General features: G+C 60.9%; 17 protein-coding genes. 6 read left to right on the top strand and 11 right to left on the bottom strand.

Features of this window, described 5'->3' with window-relative positions; all coding sequences use genetic code 11:
- Positions 1 to 193 precede the first annotated feature (193 nt).
- A complete protein-coding gene (locus EI291_RS11130) occupies positions 194 to 2,308 on the top strand; it encodes a M13 family metallopeptidase (protein ID WP_240635512.1) in 2,115 nt (704 codons plus the stop codon).
- A 111-nt stretch (positions 2,309 to 2,419) separates the two neighbouring features.
- On the top strand, positions 2,420 to 2,779 hold the full coding sequence (locus tag EI291_RS11125) for a hypothetical protein (RefSeq protein WP_125419906.1): 360 nt from the start codon (positions 2,420 to 2,422) through the stop codon (positions 2,777 to 2,779).
- 26 nt (positions 2,780 to 2,805) lie between these two features.
- Here EI291_RS11125 and EI291_RS11120 read toward each other — a convergent pair whose 3' ends face one another.
- Together EI291_RS11120 and EI291_RS11115 are read right to left on the bottom strand one after the other, a co-directional pair.
- Positions 2,806 to 3,543: a peptidylprolyl isomerase gene (locus EI291_RS11120; RefSeq protein ID WP_125419905.1), complete on the bottom strand. Its 738-nt coding sequence runs from the start codon at positions 3,541 to 3,543 to the stop codon at positions 2,806 to 2,808.
- A gap of 104 nt (positions 3,544 to 3,647) precedes the next feature.
- Positions 3,648 to 4,898 carry a zinc dependent phospholipase C family protein gene (locus EI291_RS11115; protein ID WP_125419904.1) on the bottom strand — a complete coding sequence of 417 codons (1,251 nt, stop codon included), beginning with the start codon at positions 4,896 to 4,898 and terminating at the stop codon, positions 3,648 to 3,650.
- Between the two features lie 149 nt (positions 4,899 to 5,047).
- Between EI291_RS11115 and EI291_RS11110 the strand changes: the two genes are divergently transcribed.
- Positions 5,048 to 6,091 (top strand): hypothetical protein, encoded by a 1,044-nt coding sequence (locus EI291_RS11110; RefSeq protein WP_125419903.1) that lies wholly within the window; start codon positions 5,048 to 5,050, stop codon positions 6,089 to 6,091.
- 169 nt (positions 6,092 to 6,260) lie between these two features.
- On the opposite strand, the gene EI291_RS23350 is transcribed toward EI291_RS11110, so the two are convergent.
- The 3 genes from EI291_RS23350 to EI291_RS11095 all read right to left on the bottom strand — a co-directional run bounded on the left by EI291_RS23350 (position 6,261) and on the right by EI291_RS11095 (position 15,287).
- Positions 6,261 to 12,824, bottom strand: coding sequence for a T9SS type A sorting domain-containing protein (locus tag EI291_RS23350; RefSeq protein WP_125419902.1), 6,564 nt, complete (start codon positions 12,822 to 12,824; stop codon positions 6,261 to 6,263).
- A 473-nt stretch (positions 12,825 to 13,297) separates the two neighbouring features.
- Entirely contained in the window at positions 13,298 to 13,876 is a 579-nt protein-coding gene (locus EI291_RS11100; RefSeq protein WP_240635511.1) for a CinA family protein, read from the bottom strand.
- A 118-nt stretch (positions 13,877 to 13,994) separates the two neighbouring features.
- The gene (locus EI291_RS11095; protein WP_125419901.1) at positions 13,995 to 15,287 is read right to left on the bottom strand and encodes an amidohydrolase family protein; all 1,293 of its coding nucleotides are present in this window, start codon (positions 15,285 to 15,287) and stop codon (positions 13,995 to 13,997) included.
- A gap of 147 nt (positions 15,288 to 15,434) precedes the next feature.
- Here EI291_RS11095 and EI291_RS11090 point away from each other — a divergent pair, with 147 nt between their 5' ends.
- Positions 15,435 to 15,686: an acyl-CoA-binding protein gene (locus tag EI291_RS11090; protein WP_125419900.1), complete on the top strand. Its 252-nt coding sequence runs from the start codon at positions 15,435 to 15,437 to the stop codon at positions 15,684 to 15,686.
- A gap of 102 nt (positions 15,687 to 15,788) precedes the next feature.
- On the opposite strand, the gene EI291_RS11085 is transcribed toward EI291_RS11090, so the two are convergent.
- Both EI291_RS11085 and EI291_RS11080 read right to left on the bottom strand, forming a co-directional pair.
- On the bottom strand, positions 15,789 to 16,067 hold the full coding sequence (locus EI291_RS11085; RefSeq protein ID WP_125419899.1) for a CDGSH iron-sulfur domain-containing protein: 279 nt from the start codon (positions 16,065 to 16,067) through the stop codon (positions 15,789 to 15,791).
- A gap of 77 nt (positions 16,068 to 16,144) precedes the next feature.
- On the bottom strand, positions 16,145 to 16,657 hold the full coding sequence (locus EI291_RS11080; protein WP_125419898.1) for a GNAT family N-acetyltransferase: 513 nt from the start codon (positions 16,655 to 16,657) through the stop codon (positions 16,145 to 16,147).
- A 160-nt stretch (positions 16,658 to 16,817) separates the two neighbouring features.
- Here EI291_RS11080 and EI291_RS11075 point away from each other — a divergent pair, with 160 nt between their 5' ends.
- Positions 16,818 to 17,495: a DUF6565 domain-containing protein gene (locus tag EI291_RS11075; protein ID WP_125419897.1), complete on the top strand. Its 678-nt coding sequence runs from the start codon at positions 16,818 to 16,820 to the stop codon at positions 17,493 to 17,495.
- Between the two features lie 75 nt (positions 17,496 to 17,570).
- Here the strand turns inward: EI291_RS11075 and EI291_RS11070 are convergent, their stop codons facing one another.
- The gene (locus EI291_RS11070; protein WP_125419896.1) at positions 17,571 to 18,035 is read right to left on the bottom strand and encodes an STAS/SEC14 domain-containing protein; all 465 of its coding nucleotides are present in this window, start codon (positions 18,033 to 18,035) and stop codon (positions 17,571 to 17,573) included.
- A 116-nt stretch (positions 18,036 to 18,151) separates the two neighbouring features.
- Between EI291_RS11070 and EI291_RS11065 the strand changes: the two genes are divergently transcribed.
- Positions 18,152 to 18,775 carry a deoxynucleoside kinase gene (locus EI291_RS11065; RefSeq protein WP_125419895.1) on the top strand — a complete coding sequence of 208 codons (624 nt, stop codon included), beginning with the start codon at positions 18,152 to 18,154 and terminating at the stop codon, positions 18,773 to 18,775.
- Between the two features lie 223 nt (positions 18,776 to 18,998).
- Here the strand turns inward: EI291_RS11065 and EI291_RS11060 are convergent, their stop codons facing one another.
- From EI291_RS11060 to EI291_RS11050, 3 genes are all read right to left on the bottom strand, one after another.
- The gene (locus EI291_RS11060; protein ID WP_125419894.1) at positions 18,999 to 19,676 is read right to left on the bottom strand and encodes a DUF2461 domain-containing protein; all 678 of its coding nucleotides are present in this window, start codon (positions 19,674 to 19,676) and stop codon (positions 18,999 to 19,001) included.
- Positions 19,677 to 19,773: 97 nt separating this feature from the next.
- Positions 19,774 to 20,580 (bottom strand): DUF547 domain-containing protein, encoded by an 807-nt coding sequence (locus EI291_RS11055; protein WP_125419893.1) that lies wholly within the window; start codon positions 20,578 to 20,580, stop codon positions 19,774 to 19,776.
- Between the two features lie 289 nt (positions 20,581 to 20,869).
- Positions 20,870 to 21,700: an MOSC domain-containing protein gene (locus tag EI291_RS11050; protein ID WP_125419892.1), complete on the bottom strand. Its 831-nt coding sequence runs from the start codon at positions 21,698 to 21,700 to the stop codon at positions 20,870 to 20,872.
- Between the last annotated feature and the right edge of the window lie 12 nt (positions 21,701 to 21,712).

Here is a 21,712-nt window from a genome sequence, read left to right as displayed (position 1 = left end):
AATGGGTGGTTAGGTGGTTGGACTGTTGTATGGTTGAATTGTTGAACGGTTTTCTACCCGTTCGCTCATTCAGCAACCCAACCACTCATCCTCCCCAACCACCCAACCACCAATCCACCCAGCAGCGGGGAATTTCTTTTACCTTGGCTTTCCGTTTCATGTCCCACCTTCTACTTTCCTGCTAATACCCCCTATGAAAAGTACCACGAATATGAAGCTGGCGGCGCTGGCGGCCGCTGGCCTCTCGCTGGCGGGCTGCGCTTCCAGCAAAACGGCCGCACCTACGGCCGCTGCTACCACCACGCCAACTATGACCACGCCCGCCCCGGCACCCGACCCCGCGGGTACGGGCCTTAACGTCGCTAACATCGATAAATCGGTGAATCCCTGCGACGACTTCTTTCAGTATGCATCCGGCAACTGGCTGAAAAACAACCCTATTCCAGCCGCTGAGGTGCGCTGGGGGGCTTTTAATGAGCTGGCCGATAAGAACAACGCCGTGATGCGGCAGATTCTGGATGAGGCCGCTGCCAACACCACCGCAGCCAAAGGCACCAACGCCCAGAAAGTAGGCGACTACTATGCCTCGGCCATGGACTCGATGGCTATTGAGAAGGCCGGGCTGAAATACCTGCAGCCGGAGCTGGCCCGCGTCAACGCGGTGAAGGATCTGAAAGGCCTGCAGAATGAAATTGTGCACGCCCAGAAAATTGCCACCGGTGCGTTTTACAACGGATACGTAGGCCAGGACGACAAGAAAAGCGACGAATACGCCGTAAACCTGTTTCAGGGCGGCCTGAGCCTGCCCGACCGGGACTACTACCTCAAGGACGATGCCCGCTCCAAAGGCATCCGCGCGGCCTACACCACCTACCTCACCAACACCTTCAAAATGTTGGGGGATAATGAGGCTACGGCGGCCAAAAATGCGGCCACGGTACTGCGCGTGGAAACCCGCTTGGCCAAAGCCAGCAAAAGCCGCGTGGACCTGCGCGACCCCAACGCCAACTACAACAAAATGACGGTGGCCGAAGCCGCCAAGCAGTTCCCCAACCTGGATGTACCCGGCACGCTGCGCAAAATGAATCTGGGAGCCGCCAAAACGGTTATTGTAGGTCAGCCCGCTTTCTTCAAGGAAGTTAGCACCATGCTGAAGCAGGAGCCCATCGGCGACCTGAAAACCTACATGCGCTGGCACCTGGTTACCTCGCTCACCTCGGCGCTGCCAAAAGCTTACGGCGACGAATCGTTCCGGTTTGCGCAGGTGCTCACGGGGGCCAAAAAGCAGCAGCCCCGCTGGAAGCGCATGTTGCGCTCCACCGACGGTGCGCTGGGTGAGGCTTTCGGGCAGGTGTACGTAGAAAAGGCCTTCACGCCGGCTACCAAAGCCAAGGCCATGGAAATGGTGAACAACATCAAGGAAGCCATGGGTGAGCACATCCAGAAGCTGGACTGGATGAGCGACGTAACCAAGGCCGAGGCTCAGAAGAAGCTGGCTGCCTTCACCGTGAAAATCGGCTACCCCGATAAGTGGAAGGACTACTCAGCCCTGACCATTTCGCGGGAGTCGTACCTGAAAAACGTGCTGGCTGCCCGGGAGTGGTCCAGCAACGACAACGCCAGCAAGTTTGGCAAGCCCATCGACCGGCAGGAGTGGGGCATGACGCCGCCCACGGTGAATGCCTACTACAACCCGTCGATGAATGAAATTGTGTTCCCGGCCGGCATCATGCAGCCCCCGTTCTTCGACCCCAACGCCGACGACGCGGTGAACTATGGTGGCATGGGCGCGGTAATCGGCCACGAAATCACCCACGGCTTCGACGACCAGGGCCGCCAGTACGATGCCCAGGGCAACCTGCGCGACTGGTGGACCAAGGAAGATGCCGACAAATTCACGCAGCGCGCCGATATGGTGGGCAAGCAGTACTCGGCCTTCTCGCCGCTGGACTCGGTGTACGTGAACGGTAAGCTGACCATGGGTGAAAACCTGGCCGACTTCGGTGGCCTGGCCCTGGCCTACTCGGCTTTGGAAAAGCAGCTGGCCAAGCAGTACGCTTCCGGTGCCCGCCCCAAGTTTGATGGCTTCACGCCCGAGCAACGCTTCTTCCTGGCCTGGGCCCAGGTGTGGCGCACCAATGCCCGCCCCGAGTACCTGCGTCAGCAGGTAATGACGGACCCCCACTCGCCGGCGCAATACCGCACGGTGGGCCCGCTCATGAATATGCCGGAGTTCTTTGAGGCCTTCGGCTGCAAGGACGACGCCAAAATGGTGCGTGCGCAGGCTGACCGTGCCCGCGTCTGGTAAGCTGTTAGCCACTAGCTTTTAGCAACATCAGCAACGTGAAAAGCCGACCCGGGCATTGCTCGGGTCGGCTTTTTTTGTGGACAGTTGAGCCGGGGCCGGCTATCTTGCGGTATGCTGAACTACGCCCGCTTACTTGGTAGCTGCCTGCTTGCAGCCTTACTGACGGCCTGCCGGCCCAACGTGCAAGAACTGGTAAAGCAACCCCAGGTGGGCGACGTGTATGTGGTACAGTTTCAGTCGCCGGGAAGTGCCAAGCCGCAGTTTTACCTGTACCGCGTGCAACGAGTGCGCCCCGACGCGGTGGAGCTGGCCGCTGCCCGTCAGCCCGTGACTGAGCCGCCTGCCACGCTACCCGCCCCGGGTACTTTCTCTACCACCATCGAAACCTACTCCCGCGCCGAAGCCCTGGAACTCCTCCACGAGCAGCCCGGCGACGTGAACCACGCCCGGCTGATTGAGGTGATGCGGTAAACTACAGGCGTTGCGTGCCCGCGTTTTTATTGCAGCACCTTCACCTTGATGTCCACGTCCTGCACGGGCCAGTTGTCGGTGCCGACGGGCTCATCAGCAATTTTGTCGATGACATCCAGGCCTTCTACCACCTCCCCGAACACGGTGTATTGCCCGTCGAGGCTGGGGGTGCCGCCCTGGGTAGCGTAGGTGCGCAGCTGGGCGGGCGTCAGCTCCCGGTTGGTGCTGGACTGGGCTTCGTAGGGGGTGAGCTTCTTGCCCTGCACAATGTAAAAATCGTGGCTGGAAGACAGACGGCCGGGGTTCTGCTCGTCGTCGTAGCGGGCCATGGCCAGGGCGCCGCGCTTATGGAAATGCCCGGCCCGGATTTCTGGCGGCAGGCGGTACTTATTCAGGCGCGTGGTCAGGTGGTCGGAGGTGCCGCCCTGAATGGCGAAGTCCTTCACTACCCGGTTAAACACCGTCTGGTCGAAATAGCCCTTGCGCGCCAGCAGCAGGAAGTTGGCCGTGTGCAGCGGGGTATCGTCATAGAGCCGGATGCGCATGTTGCCGTGGCGGGTTTGCAGCAGCACCTCGTGGCCCGGGTACTGGCGGCCGTAGGCGGTCAGCAGGGCTACGGCCGTAGTATCGGTCAGGGCTTTGAGGTCGGGGCCCGGTACCGGCGGGGCGGTGGGCGGCGGAGCCGGCGCGGCCGTTTCGGGGGCGCGCTGCCCGCAGGCCGGCAGCAGACACAGGAACGGCAGGCAAAGCAGATACGACTTCATACGGGTAGGGCAGACAGGTAAGGACAGCAGGCAGATAACGCAGACGTGCGGCCCCGCTTCCGCGAAGCCGCACGCCAAATGTACGGTTGCTGCCAGCTTACCGGTTACCAGCCCGAGCCCGAAGGCGTGTCCCAGCCATCGGAAGCGGTTTTTTTCTTGGTCTTGGCAGGCTTGTCGGTTTTGGCCTTTTCCTTTTGCACCGGGCCATCGGCCGGCTTGGTTTTCGTCTTGATTTTGGTAGTGCCAGCCGGTGCGGCCGGGGCACCGGGCACTGCTGCGGCGGGCGTGGGAGCCGCTTTGCTGGCTTCGGCATCGGCGGGCAGCGGGGCCATGTCGCGGGCGGCATTAATCAGGTCGGGGCGGACTTCGGCCTGCATTTTCTGCATCGAAAGGAGCAGGCCCTGCTCTACCAGCAGGTTATCCTTCCAGGCATCCAGCTCCGCGTCCAGCTTTTCCTTTTCCTCCTTGTTCGGGCCCTTTTTCATGAGGGCATCCAGGTCGGGGGAGCCGGCGTCTTTCCAGGCCGTCATCCACATGGAGGCTACCATGGTAGGAGCCAGCTTCAGCCGGAACGCCACTTCGCCGCCCACTTTCTCGTGGTAGGAGTCGGCAAAGGCATCAGAGTAGGAGCGGCGGGTTTTGCCGTACTTGTGGCTGAACACGTACTTGGTTTCGGGCGTGTATTTGCGGGTTACTTCTTCCTCTTTATCGAAGGTGTCGCCCAGGAAGCCGTACGATTCCTGAATCACCTGCCAGATGTCCTTCAGCGGGTCCTTCTCATAGCGGCCAGGCTCATTGTTGAGCTTGTACTTGCCGATGTTGCGCTCCGGCAGCTTGCTTTCCCACAAGGAGTGCAGGCCTTCCTGCTTGGTGAGCTGGCCGTCGTAATTCTCGGTGGTATGCAGCGGCACGTAGGCATCGGCCACGTAATGGCCCAGGTCGGCGGATAAGACCAGAATAGCCGTAGTATCACGCTGCTTAAAGGCTTCCGTGAGCTTTTCCTTGGTTTCCATTACCGCCCAGGGCAGCGTACCGTACTTGCGCAGCGTGTCGGCGGTGTACTTGGCTACGGCTTTCTCCCACACCTTGGGCATCAGGCCAAACGGGTCGTCGCCGTAGTGGTCAATGTCGATGAAGTGCCGGCCAGCTTCCAGCGGGTCCTGGTCACGGCGTTCATCGGCGGCAGTGCTCAGCTTGATGAGCTTGCCCATGTTGCGGTAGTAAAAGCCGCGCATGGACGAAGGCAACGAATACACGGCCAGCTGCGTGATGGTACGGTGACCGAAAAAGCCCCAACCCGGCGACAACACCGGGCACAACAGCACGATAAAAAGGGTGAGTAGCAGTTTTTTCATGACACAGGCCTGACGGTTGGGAAGGCGAAAGACGAAGGTACAAACCGGCTGCTTGACGTGCTGATTTTTTGCGGGTTGCCTACGTCGCTGCTCCTCCGGTGCTACCGGAACGTCGTATTATTGACCACCACCAACTCCGGCTTCCTTCCGTGACGCTCATTTCCAAGAAGAAGATTACCTACGCCATCCGGCCCCGGCTGCGTGAGTACCTGCATCAGTACGACCGGGAAACGCACCTGCCCGTGACGTACCAGGAGCTCACGCGCTTTACGGGTTCCTTCCCGCTGCTCAACCGCCAGGGCCGCGACACGCTCTGGGAAACGGTGTACTACGAGCCCCAGGCCCTGCGGGAGCTGAGCGAAGGCTTGGCCCAGGTGTACGCCCTGCTCAAAACCGCCGGCGACTTATCCTTCACCGACCACCTGGTGGCCGACCGGATTGATTACTGCCGCTTCGGCAACAGCCACCCGTTCCGGGTGCGCATCGTGAACCAGCTCAACGACAACTACGACTACTTCTACGTGAAGCGGGCCGATGCCTCGCGCGTGTACGGCCTGGAGCTGGAGCACCTGCTCAGCCCCAACAGCATGAACTACCTGGTGCACGGCGACTCGCTGATTGAGGAGCACATTGCCGGCATTCCCGGCGACGACTTTATCCGGGAGCATCTGCAGCGGCCCCATCTCAACCAGGTGCGCATTGCCAAGGAATTCGTGAAATTCAATGAGCGGTGCTTTGCCCGCCTGTTGGGTGATATGCGCGCTTACAACTACGTCATCGACGTGACGCCCGATTTTGAGGATGAGCAGTACCGCGTCCGGGCCATCGATTTCGACCAGCAGTGCTACGAGGGGAAAAAGAACATGTACCTGCCTCAGTTTTTCAAGGATAACCGAGCCGTAGTGCTGCTATGCGGCCAGCTGCTTACGCCCGAGAGTATCCGCCAGTACCAGACCGAGGAGCGCACCCTTATGGCCCGCCGGGTACGCTCGGAGCGCCGCCGCCTCAAAGACCTTATCGACTGCCTGCGCCACGACGAAGTGTCGCCCCCGGAGAAAGTGGAGCAGCTGAAGCAGCAGCTCAACCAGCACCATCGCACCCAGCAGTTCAGCCGCTGCCGCAGCATGGGCGACGTGGTGCGCCTCAACCTGAAAATCATGCTCCTGGCCCCGAATAAGGCGCTGGAGGGATAATGGGTGATTGGTGCCCGATCATGCCGAAACAGGGTGCTCCAATGAGCGGATGCACCGGAAAACCGACAATAAGGAAAGAGCAACTGACAACTGATAACGAACAACTAAAAACAAAAAAACGGCCTTCCGCATTGCGGAAGGCCGTTTTTTAATTGCTGCTTCGAGCGAGTTATTCCCGGGTGAAGCGCAGTGAGTGAGTGGTAGTACCGCCGCTGATGCGGATGAAGTACACGCCCCGGGCCCACTGCTGCACGGGCAGCGGCAGCTCGGTGTGGCCGGCCGTGCTGGTACGCAGAACCAGGCGGCCGGTGGCATCCGTTACCTGTACCTGGTAACTGCCCAGGGGCAGGGCCAGCAGGTCGAGGGTCGCAACGGTGGAGGCGGGTACGGGGTACACGCGCACGGCCGTGGCACCGGCAAACCGCACGGTCTGCACCTGGCTGAAGGCGGCCGTGCCGTCGGTATCCACTTGGCGCAGGCGGTAGTAGGCCAGCGCGGCCGGGGCCAAACGGCCGGCACCGGCATCGAGGAAGCTGTAGCTGCGGGCCTGGCTGGTGGTGCCGGCACCGGCTACGCGCCCAATTTCGGTGTAGCTGCTGCCATCGAAGCTACGCTCTACCACGAAGTAGGCGTTGTTCAGCTCCTGGGCGGTCTGCCAGCTCAGGCGCCCATCCTGACCGGCGGCCCGGGCCACAAACTCAGTGAGGGTAACGGGCAGCGGCGTGTTGGGCCGCACCAGAATGTTACCCGAAAACTCCGAGGTTGCCCGGTTGCTGCCCGCGGTGACGGTAGCTGTGGCCGTAATGCGCAGGGTGCCATTGTTGAGTGCCGTTTGCACGTTGGCCGGCAGCGACGATACCGGAATCTGGAATAGGAAGCGGCTGGCGCTGCTTTCTGAGCCGTGGTCCACGCCGTTGATGAGGCCGCTGTAGCCGCTGCTGCCGGTACCCCGGTCGGTGTTAGTGGTATTGCCGCCGGTGCCCTCGGTGCGCGAGAACAGGTAAGTGCGGCCTTCCCCGAATCCGTCGGCGTTGGCATCGGCTATAAAGAACTCAATCAGGGCTCCGGTGGGTGAATAGCCCGTGAGGACCAGGTTACCGTTGCTGGCAGTAGATACCGCCTGCGTGAGCACCGGGAAGTTCAGCAGCGCATTGCCGCCGGTATCCGCATCGGTGTTGTCGTTGCGGCTGACGTAGGGGCTGGAGCCGGCCTGCTGGTTATCGGCGCTGCTGAGCAGGTCGATGCCCAGTGTGCCGTTATCGAAGGTGCTGTTCTGGCTGATGGTGTTCACACTGGTAGTGGCCATGGCCAATACCCCGGCGCCCGTGTTCTGGCTAATCACGTTCTGCAGCACGATATTGGCCGTACCCGCCAGCCGGATGCCCGCCGTAGCCGTTCCGCCTACGCCGTTGCCGCTGATGGTGTTGCCACTGATGGTGCTGCTGCCGGTGCTGCCAGCCAAGTCGATGCCCTGGCCCTGGTTGGCCGCCAGCAGGTTGCCCTGCACCAGCCCACCGTAGTTGCCTAGATGAATCCCGTCGGCGTCGGTGTTGCTTAGGCCGTTGCCGCGCACCTCGTTGTTGCTGATGAGCAGGGTGGAGGGCGAGCCGCTGGCCTGGCTTTCCACGCCGCTGCCGCCGTGGAAACCAATGAGGTTGTTGCTGATGGTAGCGGCCACTGCGCCCACCGTAGCCGAGCTGAAGTTAGCCAGGTAGATGCCGCTGCCCGGGCTGCGGGTGGCGCTGCCGGGGTCCTGGAAGGCGTTGGCAGCCGTACCCAGCACGTTGCCCGTGAGCACCGTACCCGTAATGGCGTTGCCGGTTACGTACACATCGGCTCCAGTTACGTTGCCGGCCGTGTTGCCAAAGCCGTACACGGCCAGGTTGCTCACCGTCAGGTTGGCGGCGGCCAGGGTGAGGCCGTACTCCGAGCCGCTGGTGCCGGGCGCACCCACCACCTGTACCTCGGGGCCGCTCACTTGGCCCAGTGTTGTGGCAGCCGTTGCCGAACCGCCTACCGTGCCCCCGATGCCGAGGGTGGTGGCGTTGGTGTTGCCCACGTTGCGCGTCTGGCTGGCGCCGTCCAGTACCGTGCGCTCGTCGGTGAGGGCTGGTAGCTGGCCGTCGCGGGCCGTGTTGAGGGCAATGCTGGCTACCTGGCTGCCGCCGCCCAGGGCGGTCAGTTGGTTCACGAGGCCGGCGCGTAGGCCGGGGTGGGCCTGGCCGTCGGCAATCATGAAGATGCTGGTTTCCACGCCGGCGGCCGGGTCGTTGCCGGCGGCAGCGGCCTGGTCGAGCAGCAGGTTGGGCAGAGCATTAGTGTTGCGGATAAACTGCCGCAACGAGCCCTGACCCGTGCTGAGCGTGTTCACGATGGTGGAGAAGTTGAAGCCAAAATCCACCCCGTTGATCTGGGCCGAGCTGCCGAAGGTAACCGTGGCTACCGACTGCGGCGTCTGCGTTGTGCTGGTGAGGGCGGCCAGCGACTGGCTGCCGGTGTTGGCGGCGGCGTCAACTAGCTGCGGCGCTTCGCCACCTACCCGAGCGAGGTCATCGGCCTGAGTGCGGAACGTTTGTACCGGCAACAGGCCGGCAGTTTGCGGGCTCCGGGCCGAGCGCACCGTGCTGTTCACCACGCGCACCGTGTAGGTAGTGCCACTGCTGGATACAATGCCCGAGAAGCCATACAGACCATCGGAGCCGCTGGTGGTAGTGGCTACCAGCGTACCGGTGTTGTTATAGAGTTCAACCGTTACCCCGGCCGCGCCGGTGGCCGAGCCGTCGCCGTCCGGCGATACGCCCGAGGCCAGGGCACTAGCTTCGGCCGTGGCGTAGGGGCGACCAGCGCCGCCGCCGTAGTTCACGTCGTCGAAAACACGGCCGGCAATGTCAAACACGGGCTCCACGCGCACGTTGGCGGCGGGTAGCGTGCCGTCGTTGTTGGCCGTCCGCGGGTCACTGTCGCCGTCGGCCGTCGAAATGCTCTTACCCGTAATCGTCTGAGCGGGCATGGAGAACGTAACGGCGTAGGTCAGGGTAGTGCCGCTGGCCAGCGAAGCCGTGGCCGGGAAGGTCACGATGCCGGTGGCGGGGTCGTAGGTACCGCCGCCCAGGCTGCTGAAGGCACCGGCTGGCAGGTTGGGAGCCACCGTGATGGTGGGCACCACGTTCAGGGACGTACCGGGGCCGTTGTTCACCATAGTTAGGGTGAAGGTAATGGGCGTACCGGGGGCTGCCGTGGTGGCGGAGGAAGTAAGTGTGGTCACCACGTCGGCCGGGCAGCCGGCAATCTGGTTGGGCACATCGGCCCGGGTGATGCCCGTCTGGGCCTGTCCCTGGTCGGCCCCACCCACGCCCGAGCCATATGACTCAAAGCCGAAAGTAGTACCGTTGGAAGCCGCGTTGGAAGCCGTAGCCGCGTTGAGGCGGGAGGAAGCGAAGATAGCGCCGCCGGCCCCGCCGCCGCCCGGGCCGTGCGGCGAGCCGCCTCCGGTGTTGCGGCCGCCCTGGCCCCCGTTGGCCAGAATCGTCAGGCCGTCCAGGATGGGGCTGTTCACGTTGCCGTTGGAGGCATTCACCAGCACCACGGCCGAGCCGCCGGCCCCGCCGCCGCCCGAACCATCGTTCTGGGCCACGTAGGGCATATCGGCCCCGTTCACGTTAATGGTACCGGTGCCACTGAAGTTGCCGGCCCGCACCAGCACAATACCCCCGCCGGCTGCGCCGGAGCTGGCAAAGCCGCTGATGTTCACCCCGCTGGCATTGGTAGTGGCCGGACCGGGAATCCCGGCGTTTTCGGGTACTACAGGGTTGGTGGGGGTGCTGCCGGTGCCGGTAGCGCGCTGCACCGTACCGTTGTTGGTAGTGCCGGCCCCGCCGCCGCCGCCCATAATCACGCGGCTGGGCGTGGCCTGGGTGAAGTCGGCCCCACCGTAGCCGCCGAAGGGGTCATTGGAGTTCCAGGCGTTGCCGCCCTGGCCGCCGCGGCCGGCGTTGCCGCCGCCGCCGCCGCCGGTGTTCTGGTCGTTGCTGGCCGGGTTACCATCGGTACCACCGCCGCCGGCGTTGCCGGGGCCGCCGCGGGCCCGGTCGCCGTTGGGGTAGCCATCCGTTACGGAGGCCGGCAGCAGGCCACTGACCTGCGTATCGAGGAAGGGCGTGGTAGCCGTGCCGGCCCGGAAGGCAACAAACTGGTCGGCGTCGTTGAGGTAGCGGGGCGTGCCCGCAGTGCCTTCGCCTTTGTTGGCGCTGGTGGTCAGGGTATTGCTGTGGCGGTAGTCGGAGTCGGTAACGCCGGCGGCACCGGTTAGCTGCTGCCCTGCGCCACCGCGGAAGCCCTTGCCCGCCATGTCAATGGCGTAGCCGTTCATGTTCAGCGTGCCGTTCACATCCAGCACCACCACACCACCGGTGCGGCCGTTCCAGCGCGGACCGGTCACGTTGCCCGAGAGCGTGAGGTTGAAGTTGCGGGGCACCCGAATCACCTGGAAGCGCTGCTGGCCCTGTGAGGCCGTAGCATCGGCGGAAGTGTAGGAGTTGATGAGCGGGTTGCGCAGCGTTACGGTAGAGCCGCTTACGCTGGCTACCACGCCGTACTCATACAGACCCGCCCGGAAGTTGGCGTTCTGCAGGTTGCCGGCCGCCAGCGCGTTGCCGGCAATACCGTCGCCGTAAGCATCCGTGTTAGTGGTGTTCAGCTCCGCGGCCTGCATCTGCATAATTACCACCAGGTCGCCGGCGGCAATGGGTGTTTGGCTGCCCGTGCTCAGCACGGGGCCCAGGGTGAGGGTGGTGCCGCCTTCGGCCGCCGTGCCCACGCCGGGGTAGTAGGTGTTAGGGATAGTCTGGAACGTAGGTGTCGGCGACTCCACATCCACGCACTCGGTGGCCGCAGCCGTGGTGCTGATAACGTCCGTGGTAATCTGGGCCTGGCCGTTGGAGCCGTCGTTATTGCCCGTGGCCGGGTCGCCGTTGGCCGTGGCGCTGGTAGCCGAAGCCGAGGCCGACACCGTGGTGCCAGCCGTGGCCGGGGCGTTAAAGCGTACCGTGTAAGCCAGGAACTGGCCCACGGCCAGGGTATTCACAGTAGGCCAGCTTACCTGGCCCGAGGAGGCGTTGTACACCCCGCCGTTCGACACGACCACGCCCGTCAGGTTGGCCGGCAGGGCGGCGCGCGGGGCTACGCTGGTGGCCGTGCTGGGACCCAGGTTGGTGGTCACAGCCGTGTAGGTAATCGTCTGGTTGGTGATTACCCGGGTCGGTCCGTTCAGGGCCACTGCCACGTCGGCCACCTGCGTCGGTGCCGTGTAGGAGGTGCCCTGGTTGTTGTTGGTATCGGGGTCGGGGAAGTTGGGGTCCGAAGCCGAAGCAGTACCCGTCACGGGCTGGCCCGTCATGGTGAAGGCAATGCTGCGGGTAGTATTGGCCGCGTTATTCAGGGCAAACGCCGGGAACGTGGCCACGCCCGTGCTGGCGTTATAGGTGCCGCTGTTCGACAGCGTTACCCCCGTCAGGCCCGTCGGCAGCTGAATGGTAGCTGTTACGGCCGACGCGTTGGCCGGACCGGCGTTGCTGATGGTGGCCGTAAAGAACACTAAACTGCCCTGTGGCGCGGTGCTGGGTGAGCTGAGCGTTACCCCCAGGTTGGCGGTGGCATCCAACACTGGCAGCGAGTACGTGGCCGTGTTGCCAGCAGCCCCGCTGTTGTCGTTGGCGCGGAACTGGAACGAGTACGTACCTGGAGGAACCGTGTAGGCGGGTGCCACATAAGCCAGTCGTCCCAGATCGGCCGAGGCCACCGTGAAGGGCACGGATACGGGCTGGTAGTTGGCTGCCCCGGTTGCATTCACGTTGTACTGCAACTGGCCTTGGGTGGGCAGCGAGGTAATGGTGTACGACGGAACGGTGCCATCGGGGTCGAAGCCCGTGGCTGCCACAATGCCCGGGTTCAGCGCGGCCCGGGTACCGTTGTTGTACAGGTTACCGTTGGTGACGTTGGATGTGGAAGGAGCTAGGTTTACCGCGTAGTCGCGTCCTGAAGGGCCCGCACACAGGTCAGACGCCGGAATTACGCGGGCCGAGAGGTTGTCAGGACCGCCGGCGTAGGAAAGGCGCAGCTCGCTGTTGCCGTCGCGTTGCTCGTACAGCACCTGCAGGTCATAAAGGCCCGTTACCGGGGCTGTAAATGTCCGGCTAGCGGCGGCAGTGGCAGTGCGCGTGCCCGCTATTTGCAGAAACGCGTTGTTGGGCGTGGGTTGGCTCAGCGTGGCTTCCCGACCCAAAAACACGTAGGCCGCATCATCGGCGCGTAGTGTGAGGGTATAAGTACCGCCGGCTTTTAGGTACACGCTGCCCCGGTGCCGGGCACTGAACTGAGTGGGCACGGTGGCTGTACCGCTGGCGGGCGGCTGGCTGACGCCAAACGCGTTGTAGCCGGTGCCGGTGGCACCGCTGCCGGTGTTCTGAAAGTTCAGCGTGGCATCAATCCGCGACTGGCCCGGCGTGGTAGTGGTGAAAAACGTAACCGGGCTGGTGGCCGCAAAGCCTGTCTGGGTCTGGAACGTGCCGGGGTAGTACTCGCCGAACAAGCCGGAGGAACTGCCCGCATTGACGCCGCTGCTGGTGTAGGTGCCGCTGCAGGGTGGTGCTCCCTGCGCGAGCCCCCCGCGGCTGCCCGCCACCAAGCCGGCCAGCACCAACCAACGCGCCACTGACTGAGGTAGTGGTGTTGTCATATGTAAAATATAATTAAAGAAAGAAAAAATCGCCTGCTTGTTGAGCTTGCCAAAGGTACCTTGCTCATTTTGGAAGTTATATACTGTTTATATTGAATGACCGGATTTATTCTATGTTATTTTATCATTCTCCCGTCAAAGCAATTGTTTACTGGGTGAGTGTAGCGTGTAAATCGTTGAATTTTAACAATTTCATAATGCTTGCTTTTATCTGCGAATCTCAAAATTTGGATATTGGTGTTGAATAAAGAGGCCGAAGTACAGGTAGATGACATGGCAGGGAAGTATATGATCTGTGTCATTTTAAAACTATCTAAACTGTTTTTCCCAATCAGGGATAGTATAATTTTTATGTGCTACATTGATGCGTAATTGGTGCCGTGTTGATATGCTGATGGTATTGCCAACTTTTCCTGCTGGATCAAAGTCTTATGGAAGAGCTCTGGCAGGCGTACTGAGCTTGTCAAGTCCACTCAGTATGACATATCCAAAGCATATCGGCAGCGCAGCAAGCCAAAACGTAGGCCCCACCACGCCAGAGTGCCTTTGAACGGCACGTTTATGCGTAGTGGGGCCTGCATTTTCGGCTTACTGTGCTGCCGAATATGTTTCGACAGAATCATTAGCAGCTTTTCATAGATAAATTCGGTGGCGCGCTGGCGGACGGCGTCGCCGGTGCCGGTGAACTGCTCCCGGTACTCGTGGGCTTTGCCCTGAAACAGGATGGTGACGAAGACCGTGCCCACCGGCTTTTCGGACGTTTCCGATTTGCCGGGGCCGCACAGGCCCGTTACGGCCACGTACACACCGGCGGCGGGTAGCTGGCGGTGCAGGCCCAGGGCCATCTCGTTGGTGGTCTGCTGGCTCTCGGCCGAGTAGGTAGCCAGGGTAGTCTTCTTCACCCCCAGCAGCTGCTGCTTGACCTCGGGGTGGTAGGTTACCACTGAGCCCAGCAGCACCTCGCTCACGCCGGTAGCCGGGGCCAGCTGAGCGGCAGCCCGCCGCAGGTGCAGCTTTCGGCCAGAGCCAGCGTGAGCTTGTGCTTTAGGCAATTCTGGGTTAGCTCGTCAGGAAGCGTCTTCTTTATAGCAGGCAGGAATGTACCCGGTCTATGAAGGCCCTCTTGGGAAGGGTGCAGATGAGTTTGTCGCCGGCTGCTCCCACAGTGCGCTACTCCTGCCGGTACACGGTACCCTGCTTCATCACAAAGCGTACCCGCTGCATGGCGTCTATATCTTGCACCGGGTCGCCCTCCACGGCTACCACGTCGGCCAGCTTGCCAGGTTCCAGGGTACCCAGGCTGCCGGTCTGGCCCAGCAGCTCGGCCGCCGATACAGTGGCGCTGCGCAGGGCCTCATAGGCGGGCATGCCGGCTTCCACCATGTAGCGGAACTCCAGGGCATTCACGCCATGGCGGTACACGGAGGCATCGGTACCAAACGCAATTTTGACGCCCGCCTTGTAAGCCCGCCCAAACGTGCCCTGCAGCTTCGGGCCAATGGCCAGGGCCTTGGGCGTTACCAGCGGCGGGTAGTAGTTGGGAATCTTGGCCGAGTCGGCTACCGATTTGCCGGCCGTGATGGTGGGTACGTACCAGGTGCCGTATTTCTTCATCAGCTTCATGGTCTCGTCGTCCATCAGGGTGCCGTGCTCGATGCTGGTTACGCCGGCCCGGATGGCCCGCTTCATGCCCTCGGCCCCGTGGGCGTGGCAGGCCACGTTCAGCCCCAAATCCCGGGCCGCCTCTACCACGGCCCTGATTTCCTCCTCGGTAAACTGCGGGGCCGAACCGTCCTTGGCTACGCTGAGTACGCCGCCGGTGCTGGCAATCTTGATGAGGTCGGCCCCGCGCTTGTACTGCTCGCGCACGGCCTGGCGGCCCTGGTCGGGGCCGTTGGCCACGCCGTCGGGCGGGCCGGGCATACCCATCAGGTCGAGGCGGTAGCCGTTGGTGGGGTCCATGTGGCCGCCGGTGCCCGATATGGCTTTGCCCGCCGTGAAGATGCGCGGCCCCACCACCTGCCCCCGGTTGATGGCGTTGCGCAGGGCAATGTTCACGCCCGAGCCGCCTAGGTCGCGCACCGTGGTGAAGCCCGCCAACAGGGTTTTGCGGGCGTGCTCTAGGGAGCCAAACGCCACATCGGCCGGATTCTGGGTGAATTCCTTGAGGTAGTTGTCCTTGCTAGTTTCGCCCTCCAGGTGCACATGGCAGTCGATGAGGCCGGGCAGCACGGTGCGGTTTTTCAGGTCCACTACCTTGTCCTGCGCCCCGGTGGGCATGGCGTAACCTGGCTCTACGGCCACAATGCGGCCGTTTTCCACTACCACAGTCATTTCGGAGCGGGCGCGCTCAGTGCGCATATCCAGCAGGCGGCCGCAGTGCAGGTAGGTTTTCTGGGCCTGCGCGGCGGTAGCCAGCAGCAGCGAGCCCGCCAGCAGGGCCAGGCGTACAGGTGAAAGCATAGAATAGGGGATGAAAAATGGGAGATGCGGGAGGAAGATACAGTACAATTAAATGCTGCATGCCTACTAAATTCCGGGCAATCCGTATCTTTTGCCAGCCGTTCGTTTCTCCGGAACGGCTTACTCACCATTTCACCACCTCACCATATGGCCACCATCGAAGAATTTGAAGCCGCTGCCGCCCGCAGCAAGGAGCTGCCCGCCAAACCCGACAACATGACGCTGCTGAAGCTCTACGCCCTCTACAAGCAGGGCAGTGAAGGTGACGTAAGCGGCGACCGGCCCGGCGGGTTCGATTTCAAAGCCATTGCCAAGTACGATGCCTGGGCTGGCCAGCGCGGCAAAACCCAGGACGACGCCCGTCAGGAGTACGTGGACTTCGTGAACTCGCTGTTCTAAGCTTTTTCAGCTTTAAGCCACAAGCCCTCAGCGGCAAGCTGCAAGTTCCTTTTGAGGCTTGCAGCTTGCCGCTGAGGGCTTGTGGCTTATTGGGGCAGGCAGTTACGCCAGCGGGGCCGCGGCGGCATCGGGGGCGGCCGGGGGCGTTACCGGAGCAGCCGGCTTGGGCGCGGGCAGGTCGAAGGCTTCGGCGTTGTGCTCGAAGTGGCCCTTGTGCGAACCGTCGCAGAACGGCTTGTTTTTCGAGAGGCCGCAGCGGCAGATGCTGATTCGCTCCCGGCCGGCCAGGCCGTAGGGCTTGCCCTGGGCGTCTACCAGTTCAAAATCGTTGCCATCAACGCGCAGAGAGCCATTGCTCAGGACGGTAAGTTTGGTTGCCATAGGGCTGGAATAATATGGGTGATGAAGGTGAAAGTTACAGAAGGAATATGCAGCAACGGTAAGCAGGGCAGATTCGCCTACAGGGCCTTCCGCATCACGTAGTCGTTCATCCAGTAGGGGCCGATGGCAATATCCTCTTCCCGCTGCCGCTGGAAACCCAGATGCTCGTAAAAGCTCAGAGCCGGATTATGGCGGTTTACGTTCAGATCCAGAGTGTGAGCCCCTTCCATACGCACCGCCTGTTCTACGGCCATAATCAGCTGCTGGCCGAGGCCCTGACCTTGGTAAGTCGGCAGTACGTATATCTTGTGCAGCTTATACACGCCGGCTTCGGCCTGCTCCGAGAAGGAAGCATAACCGCTGGGCTGGTCATCTACGTACACCAACAGAAACGTGTGGCCCTGCTCCGTCATCTGCCGCTCCAGCGAGGCCGAGGTGTAAATTACCCGGTACATGTAATCAATCTGCTCCCGCGAAATAATGAAGCGGTAAGTAGGTTCCCAGGTGGCTTCCGCCAGCTGCATGATGGTCGGAATATCGGCCAGGGTAGCGGGCTGGATACGGATTGTGGAAGCAGGAATGACGGACATAGCAGGCAAAAAACGGCATTATCTGCGGCAAAACCGAACCCACCTGCCCCTTTTACTCGTTTTTGGGTCGGAAATTGCCTGCATCGGTATACAGGTTCGGAGCGGGGAGCCGTTCCTGTTGCTTTTCTCCTATCACCCACCTTCCCCTAAGCATCTGCCCATGAAACGCTCTTTCGCTTATACACTGTTTACAGCGGCCAGTCTGCTGGCAGCCACGGCCGCCTCGGCACAGCAGACACCCAAAAAAACAACCACCACGACCACCAAATCTTCTACCGGTACAGCTACCTCCGCCGGACTGGAGCGTGACCTGGCTGATTTCAGCGACTGGGTAAACGACAAGGTGGAGCGGGCGGCCACCACGGCCCGCCGCGAGCTGCCCCGCATTACCGATGAGTTTGACCGCCAGAGCCGGCGCATCGACCGGGCCGTGGACAGCCTCACGGTAGAAGGTAAAAAGGAATACACCACCCAGAAGGTGCGCTATCAGCGCTGGGCTACCCGCCAGGATAGTCTGGATGCCGCCGCCCGCCGCCCCGCCACCGCCGACCAAGCCCAGCGCCGCCTGCTGAACGAAGATGTAAACATCAGCAAGGCCCGAGCGACGGAACTGCCCGACCTGTACTTCCGTCTTATTGAAACCATGCGCGGCGACAAGAAGAACTGGACTCAGGCCGACTGGAGCGCTGCCAGCGCCGTGCTTACCCGCCTGAACGCCCGCTATGACCAAGTACGCGATCAACTGCCGCTGGAAGAGCGTCTGCGCATCCGGAGTCTGCAGGGCGAGTTCCGCACCCTGGAAAAAGCCCGCGACGTGAAGGACGTGATGCGCGAATAACAGAAATTTCTCCTGCCTAATGCACAAGGCCTGCCTACAACTGCTGTAGGCAGGCCTTGTACGTTGCGGGCATCATCAGACCTGTGGAGCAGGAGCCAGGGTGGACCGCATTGGGGGCTGCCTTTGCAGCCACTGCCACGCCGAGGGCCTGTCATGAAACATCTGAATGGGGATGTACTGGCGTACCCGCTCAAAAAATTCCATGCTCGCCAGCTGGTTGTGCATATCCGGGGAGAAAACGTAGGCAATGGCCCGCAGGCCCCCGGTCATGATCTGAGGCAGCCACTCATATTCCAGCCATTCCATCGCCTCAACCCAGTCGCCGGTGGCATTGGTCTTGTCGTTGAGCACCAAGGCAAAATGCATTGTGGTTTGTAGCTTCAGCGACTCACGGGCTACATAAATCACTTCGCGTCCGGTGAGGTTACCAAACCAGCGGACGTACAGAAGTTTGCGGGCCGGGTTATGCAGCAGTTCCACCAAAACGGCCCCGTTGGCATCGGGCAGCGTTCCGAGAGGTTCCAGGTTAAGGGTATCCATGGTTATGCAGATGAAATATAGGGCGGGGGCTATTGTTCTACGGTCGGCAGGAAGTAGCGTTGGGTTTCATAGGTATCTGTATTTTTACGCCTCTATTTTTCTTCTGCACTTCGCTCATGCACATTGCAATAGTCGGCAACATTGGGGCTGGCAAAACCACGCTGGCCAATAAACTGGCCCATCACTTCAACTGGGAGGTATTTCTGGAAGATGTGGACCACAATCCGTACCTGAAGGATTTCTACGACGATATGCCGCGCTGGGCATTTCACCTGCAGGTATACTTCCTGAACAGCCGCTTCCAGCAGACGCAGCGCATCAAGCAGCTGCAGAAAACCAACAAGGGCGTTATTCAGGACCGCACTATTTACGAGGATGCGCACATCTTCGCCGCCAACCTGAACCAGTCGGGGCTAATGGCGGAGCGTGACTACCAGAACTACCTCAGCCTGTTTAACTCCATGATCAGCATGGTGAACCCGCCCGACCTGCTGCTTTACCTGCGGGCCGATTTGCCCAAGCTGGTGTCGCAGATTGAAAAGCGCAACCGGGACTACGAAAACAACATCAAAATCGAATACCTCAAGCACCTGAATGAGCACTACGAGGATTGGATCCGGAGCTACGACCACGGCCGTCTGCTGATTGTAGATGTAAACAACCTGGATTACGTAAACAACCCCGAAGATCTGAGCGTCATCATCGAGAAGATTAACAGCACGCTATTCGGGCTGTTTTAGTGCTTAGTTGTTAGTGCTTAGTTGTTAGTGCTTAGTGCCCAGTGCTCAGCTGGTAGTGCTTGATGCTTAGAATCAAAAAAAGCCGCAAAAAAGAGGCCCCGCCGTAACCCGGTGGGGCCTCTTTCATACACACTAAGCACTAAGCACTAAGCACTAAGCACTAAGCACTAAGCACTAAGCACTAAGCACTAAGCACTAAGCACTAAGCACTAAGCACTAAGCACTACTCCTCGGCGCGCATGGCTTCGTTGAGAAACTCAACGAGGGGTTTGGCCGCCTGCCAGCCAGTCAGTACCCGTTCCGTAAAATCGGGGCGGGCTACCTCCGCATCGGTAAATGACTGCCAGACAAAGTAGCTCTTCAGCCGGAGCCATTCAATATCGGGGTCGGTTTTATCATAGCCTTTGGGCGCGGTTTTCAGGCTTTGTGACATGTCCAGGCCCAGCGGAAAGTGCCGTAGCAGGGTCGCATCCTGCCGGATGGCGTGGAAGGCGGGCGCGTTGTAGTGAATTTCCTGGCGGATACGGGCCAGCTGCTGAGGCTCGGGCATCCAGCGGCCCGCCCCAATGTAGGTTTCACCGCCGGGCTCCAGCGCAATAAAGTAGCCGGCCCAAGGGCTGTGCCGCCCGCCCGCCTTCAGCCCCGCGCCCATGTGGCGCTTGTAGGGCTCGTCACTCTGTTGGAACCGGTCGTTTTTATTGATGCGGAACATTACGTCCGAGGGGGTAAGGCCACGCAGGTGGGGCTCAAGGTCAACGGAAGCGTCGCGGAGCAGCTGGGCAATGAAGGTGGTGTACTCGGCGCGGGCCCGCTGGTACATGGCCCGGTGCTCATCCATCCAGGCTTTGTTGTTGTGGGCAGCCAGTTCGCGCAAAAAGTCCAGAACGTAGAGAAGATTCATAGCTTCAATAGGGGAGGTTGGTGTGCAGCCGGAAAAGCCCGCGCCCCACACCGCTAGGCGGTACGGGGCGCGGGTTGGCCAGGTTCCGGATTTTGTATTAGTGCTTGCCCAAAGCCTGGGAGTTGCTCAGACCGGTACGGTCATTCAGAGCCCAGCTGAAGGATAGATACTCCACTTTGGCGGTTGGTAGCACGGGTACGCGGGCGTAGCGATTCACAAACTCCAGCAGCTGTGCTTCGCTGCCAAACTCAGTGCCATAGGCCTCAAACAGCCCCGAAAGCTGCACATGCTGCGGAGTGAGCTGGTTGAAAGTGGGGTCGTTGAGGAAGCGCCGGGCCTGGGCATCCAGCTGCTGGTCCAGGCGTTGCCCATCGTAGGCTTCGGCCAGTACGGCGGGCGAGGAAGCCGCGCCGTTCATCAGCCCGAAGTGTACCCGGGCATCATGAAACTGGTTGCGCAGCATTTCCCGCTCAATCTGATTCAGCGAGTACATCTGGCCGCCTACATTCACCACTGGCGCTTCCCAGGGCGACTTCTGGCCGCCTACTACTTTCACCCGGATATCATTGATGCTGGCTACCGGGTAGTAGCCTACAATCAGGTAGGCTGCTGCCGCGTTGTAGGTGTTCAGCCAGAAGGCCTTCGTATCGTTGGCGCTCCAGGACTGCGGGTCGGGTTTCACTTTGCGCAGACTCTGGAGGTAGCCCAGCAGCTTGTCTTCATCCTCCTGCAGGCCTTCGTAATCCAGGCGTCCATCGGTAGTGACGTGGTGCTGCAACAGCTCATTCCAGGGCTCCTGAAGCAGCTGCAGCGCGTTGTTGTCTTCTGCCTGTGCAAGCACCGGCAACACAAAGGCAAGCAGCAATGCCAGAAAGGACGTGAATAAACGATGTGTTGCGGGCATGAAGCGGGACTGATAGAACGAGCAGAACTACAAGAATACGCCGCTGCCCCAAAACAGACCGTGGGAATAGCAGCTACTATTCATTGAGTTTGTATTAAACAAGATTCAATTGATCCGGTAAAAATATACGATTCTGTTGAGCTTGGCAAAACACAATTATCATTTTGCTAAACTTTAGCTGTTTTGATTGACAGGTGTATAAGATAATGCTTCCGTAAAGGCCTCTCAAGTGCGGAAATAACAATCTGGCTACCTGCGCGTGGACGTAGCTGTAGATAGCAATTGCGGGCTACTGATTTTTTCGGATAATGATATGTACTTGGTCGCCAACACGTAAGGTGCCACGGCCGGGGCCGGTAACATTCTGGCCGAACAGCACTTTGCTGTCCTCGGTGCGGTAACCGGCCAGGGTGCGTAGCGGCTCACCCTGCGGGCTTTTCTGGGCGGTGGCGGGGTCAATGGTGGTGAGGACGCACCGGCCGCAGCCGCGCACGGCCCGGAAGGTTGCGTCGCCGATGGTGAACTGCTCCCAGCCATCTTCGGCAAATGGTTCACCCCCGCTGAACACGAGGTTCGGCCGGAACCGCTCCATGCCCACGGGCGTGGCCAGCCGGGCGTTCAAATCGGCTAGAGACTCCTGCCCGATAAGCAGGAAGGGGTAGCCATCGGCAAAGCTCACCAGCTGGCCCTCGGGGTTACGCTCGGGCTCTACGTCGCGCCGCACCATATCCGACATGTACACCAGCTTGCAGGGCTGACCCAGGGCTTCACTGAGCCATTCGTCACACTCGGGTTTGGCCCGCCAGGCAAATACCATATCATCCCAGATGGTGACAAACAGGGTTTTCTCGGGCGTGGCAGCAAACGGAACGTACAGGGGCAGCAGCTCGGGGCGTTGCTGGTGGCTGAGCAGGAAGCCGTTGTAGGCCGGTGATACTTTCAGGTGAGCCATGGCGGCCGTCTGCCGCTGCGTCATGAACCGGTTTTTCTCATCCACAATCAGCCACCGCCGGTCGTGGCGCAGGCCGCGGGGCTCAATGTGCGCCTCTGTGAGGCGGATGCCGCCGAGGGATTTTACCGGATAGATGTAGAGGTCGGAGAGCAGGAAGGGAGCAGCCATGCTGCAAAGATG

Source organism: Hymenobacter rigui, assembly GCF_003944715.1.
Lineage (GTDB): Bacteria > Bacteroidota > Bacteroidia > Cytophagales > Hymenobacteraceae > Hymenobacter > Hymenobacter rigui.
The sequence above is the reverse complement of the archived record's forward strand: the minus strand, read 5'-3'. Positions and strand labels throughout refer to the sequence as shown.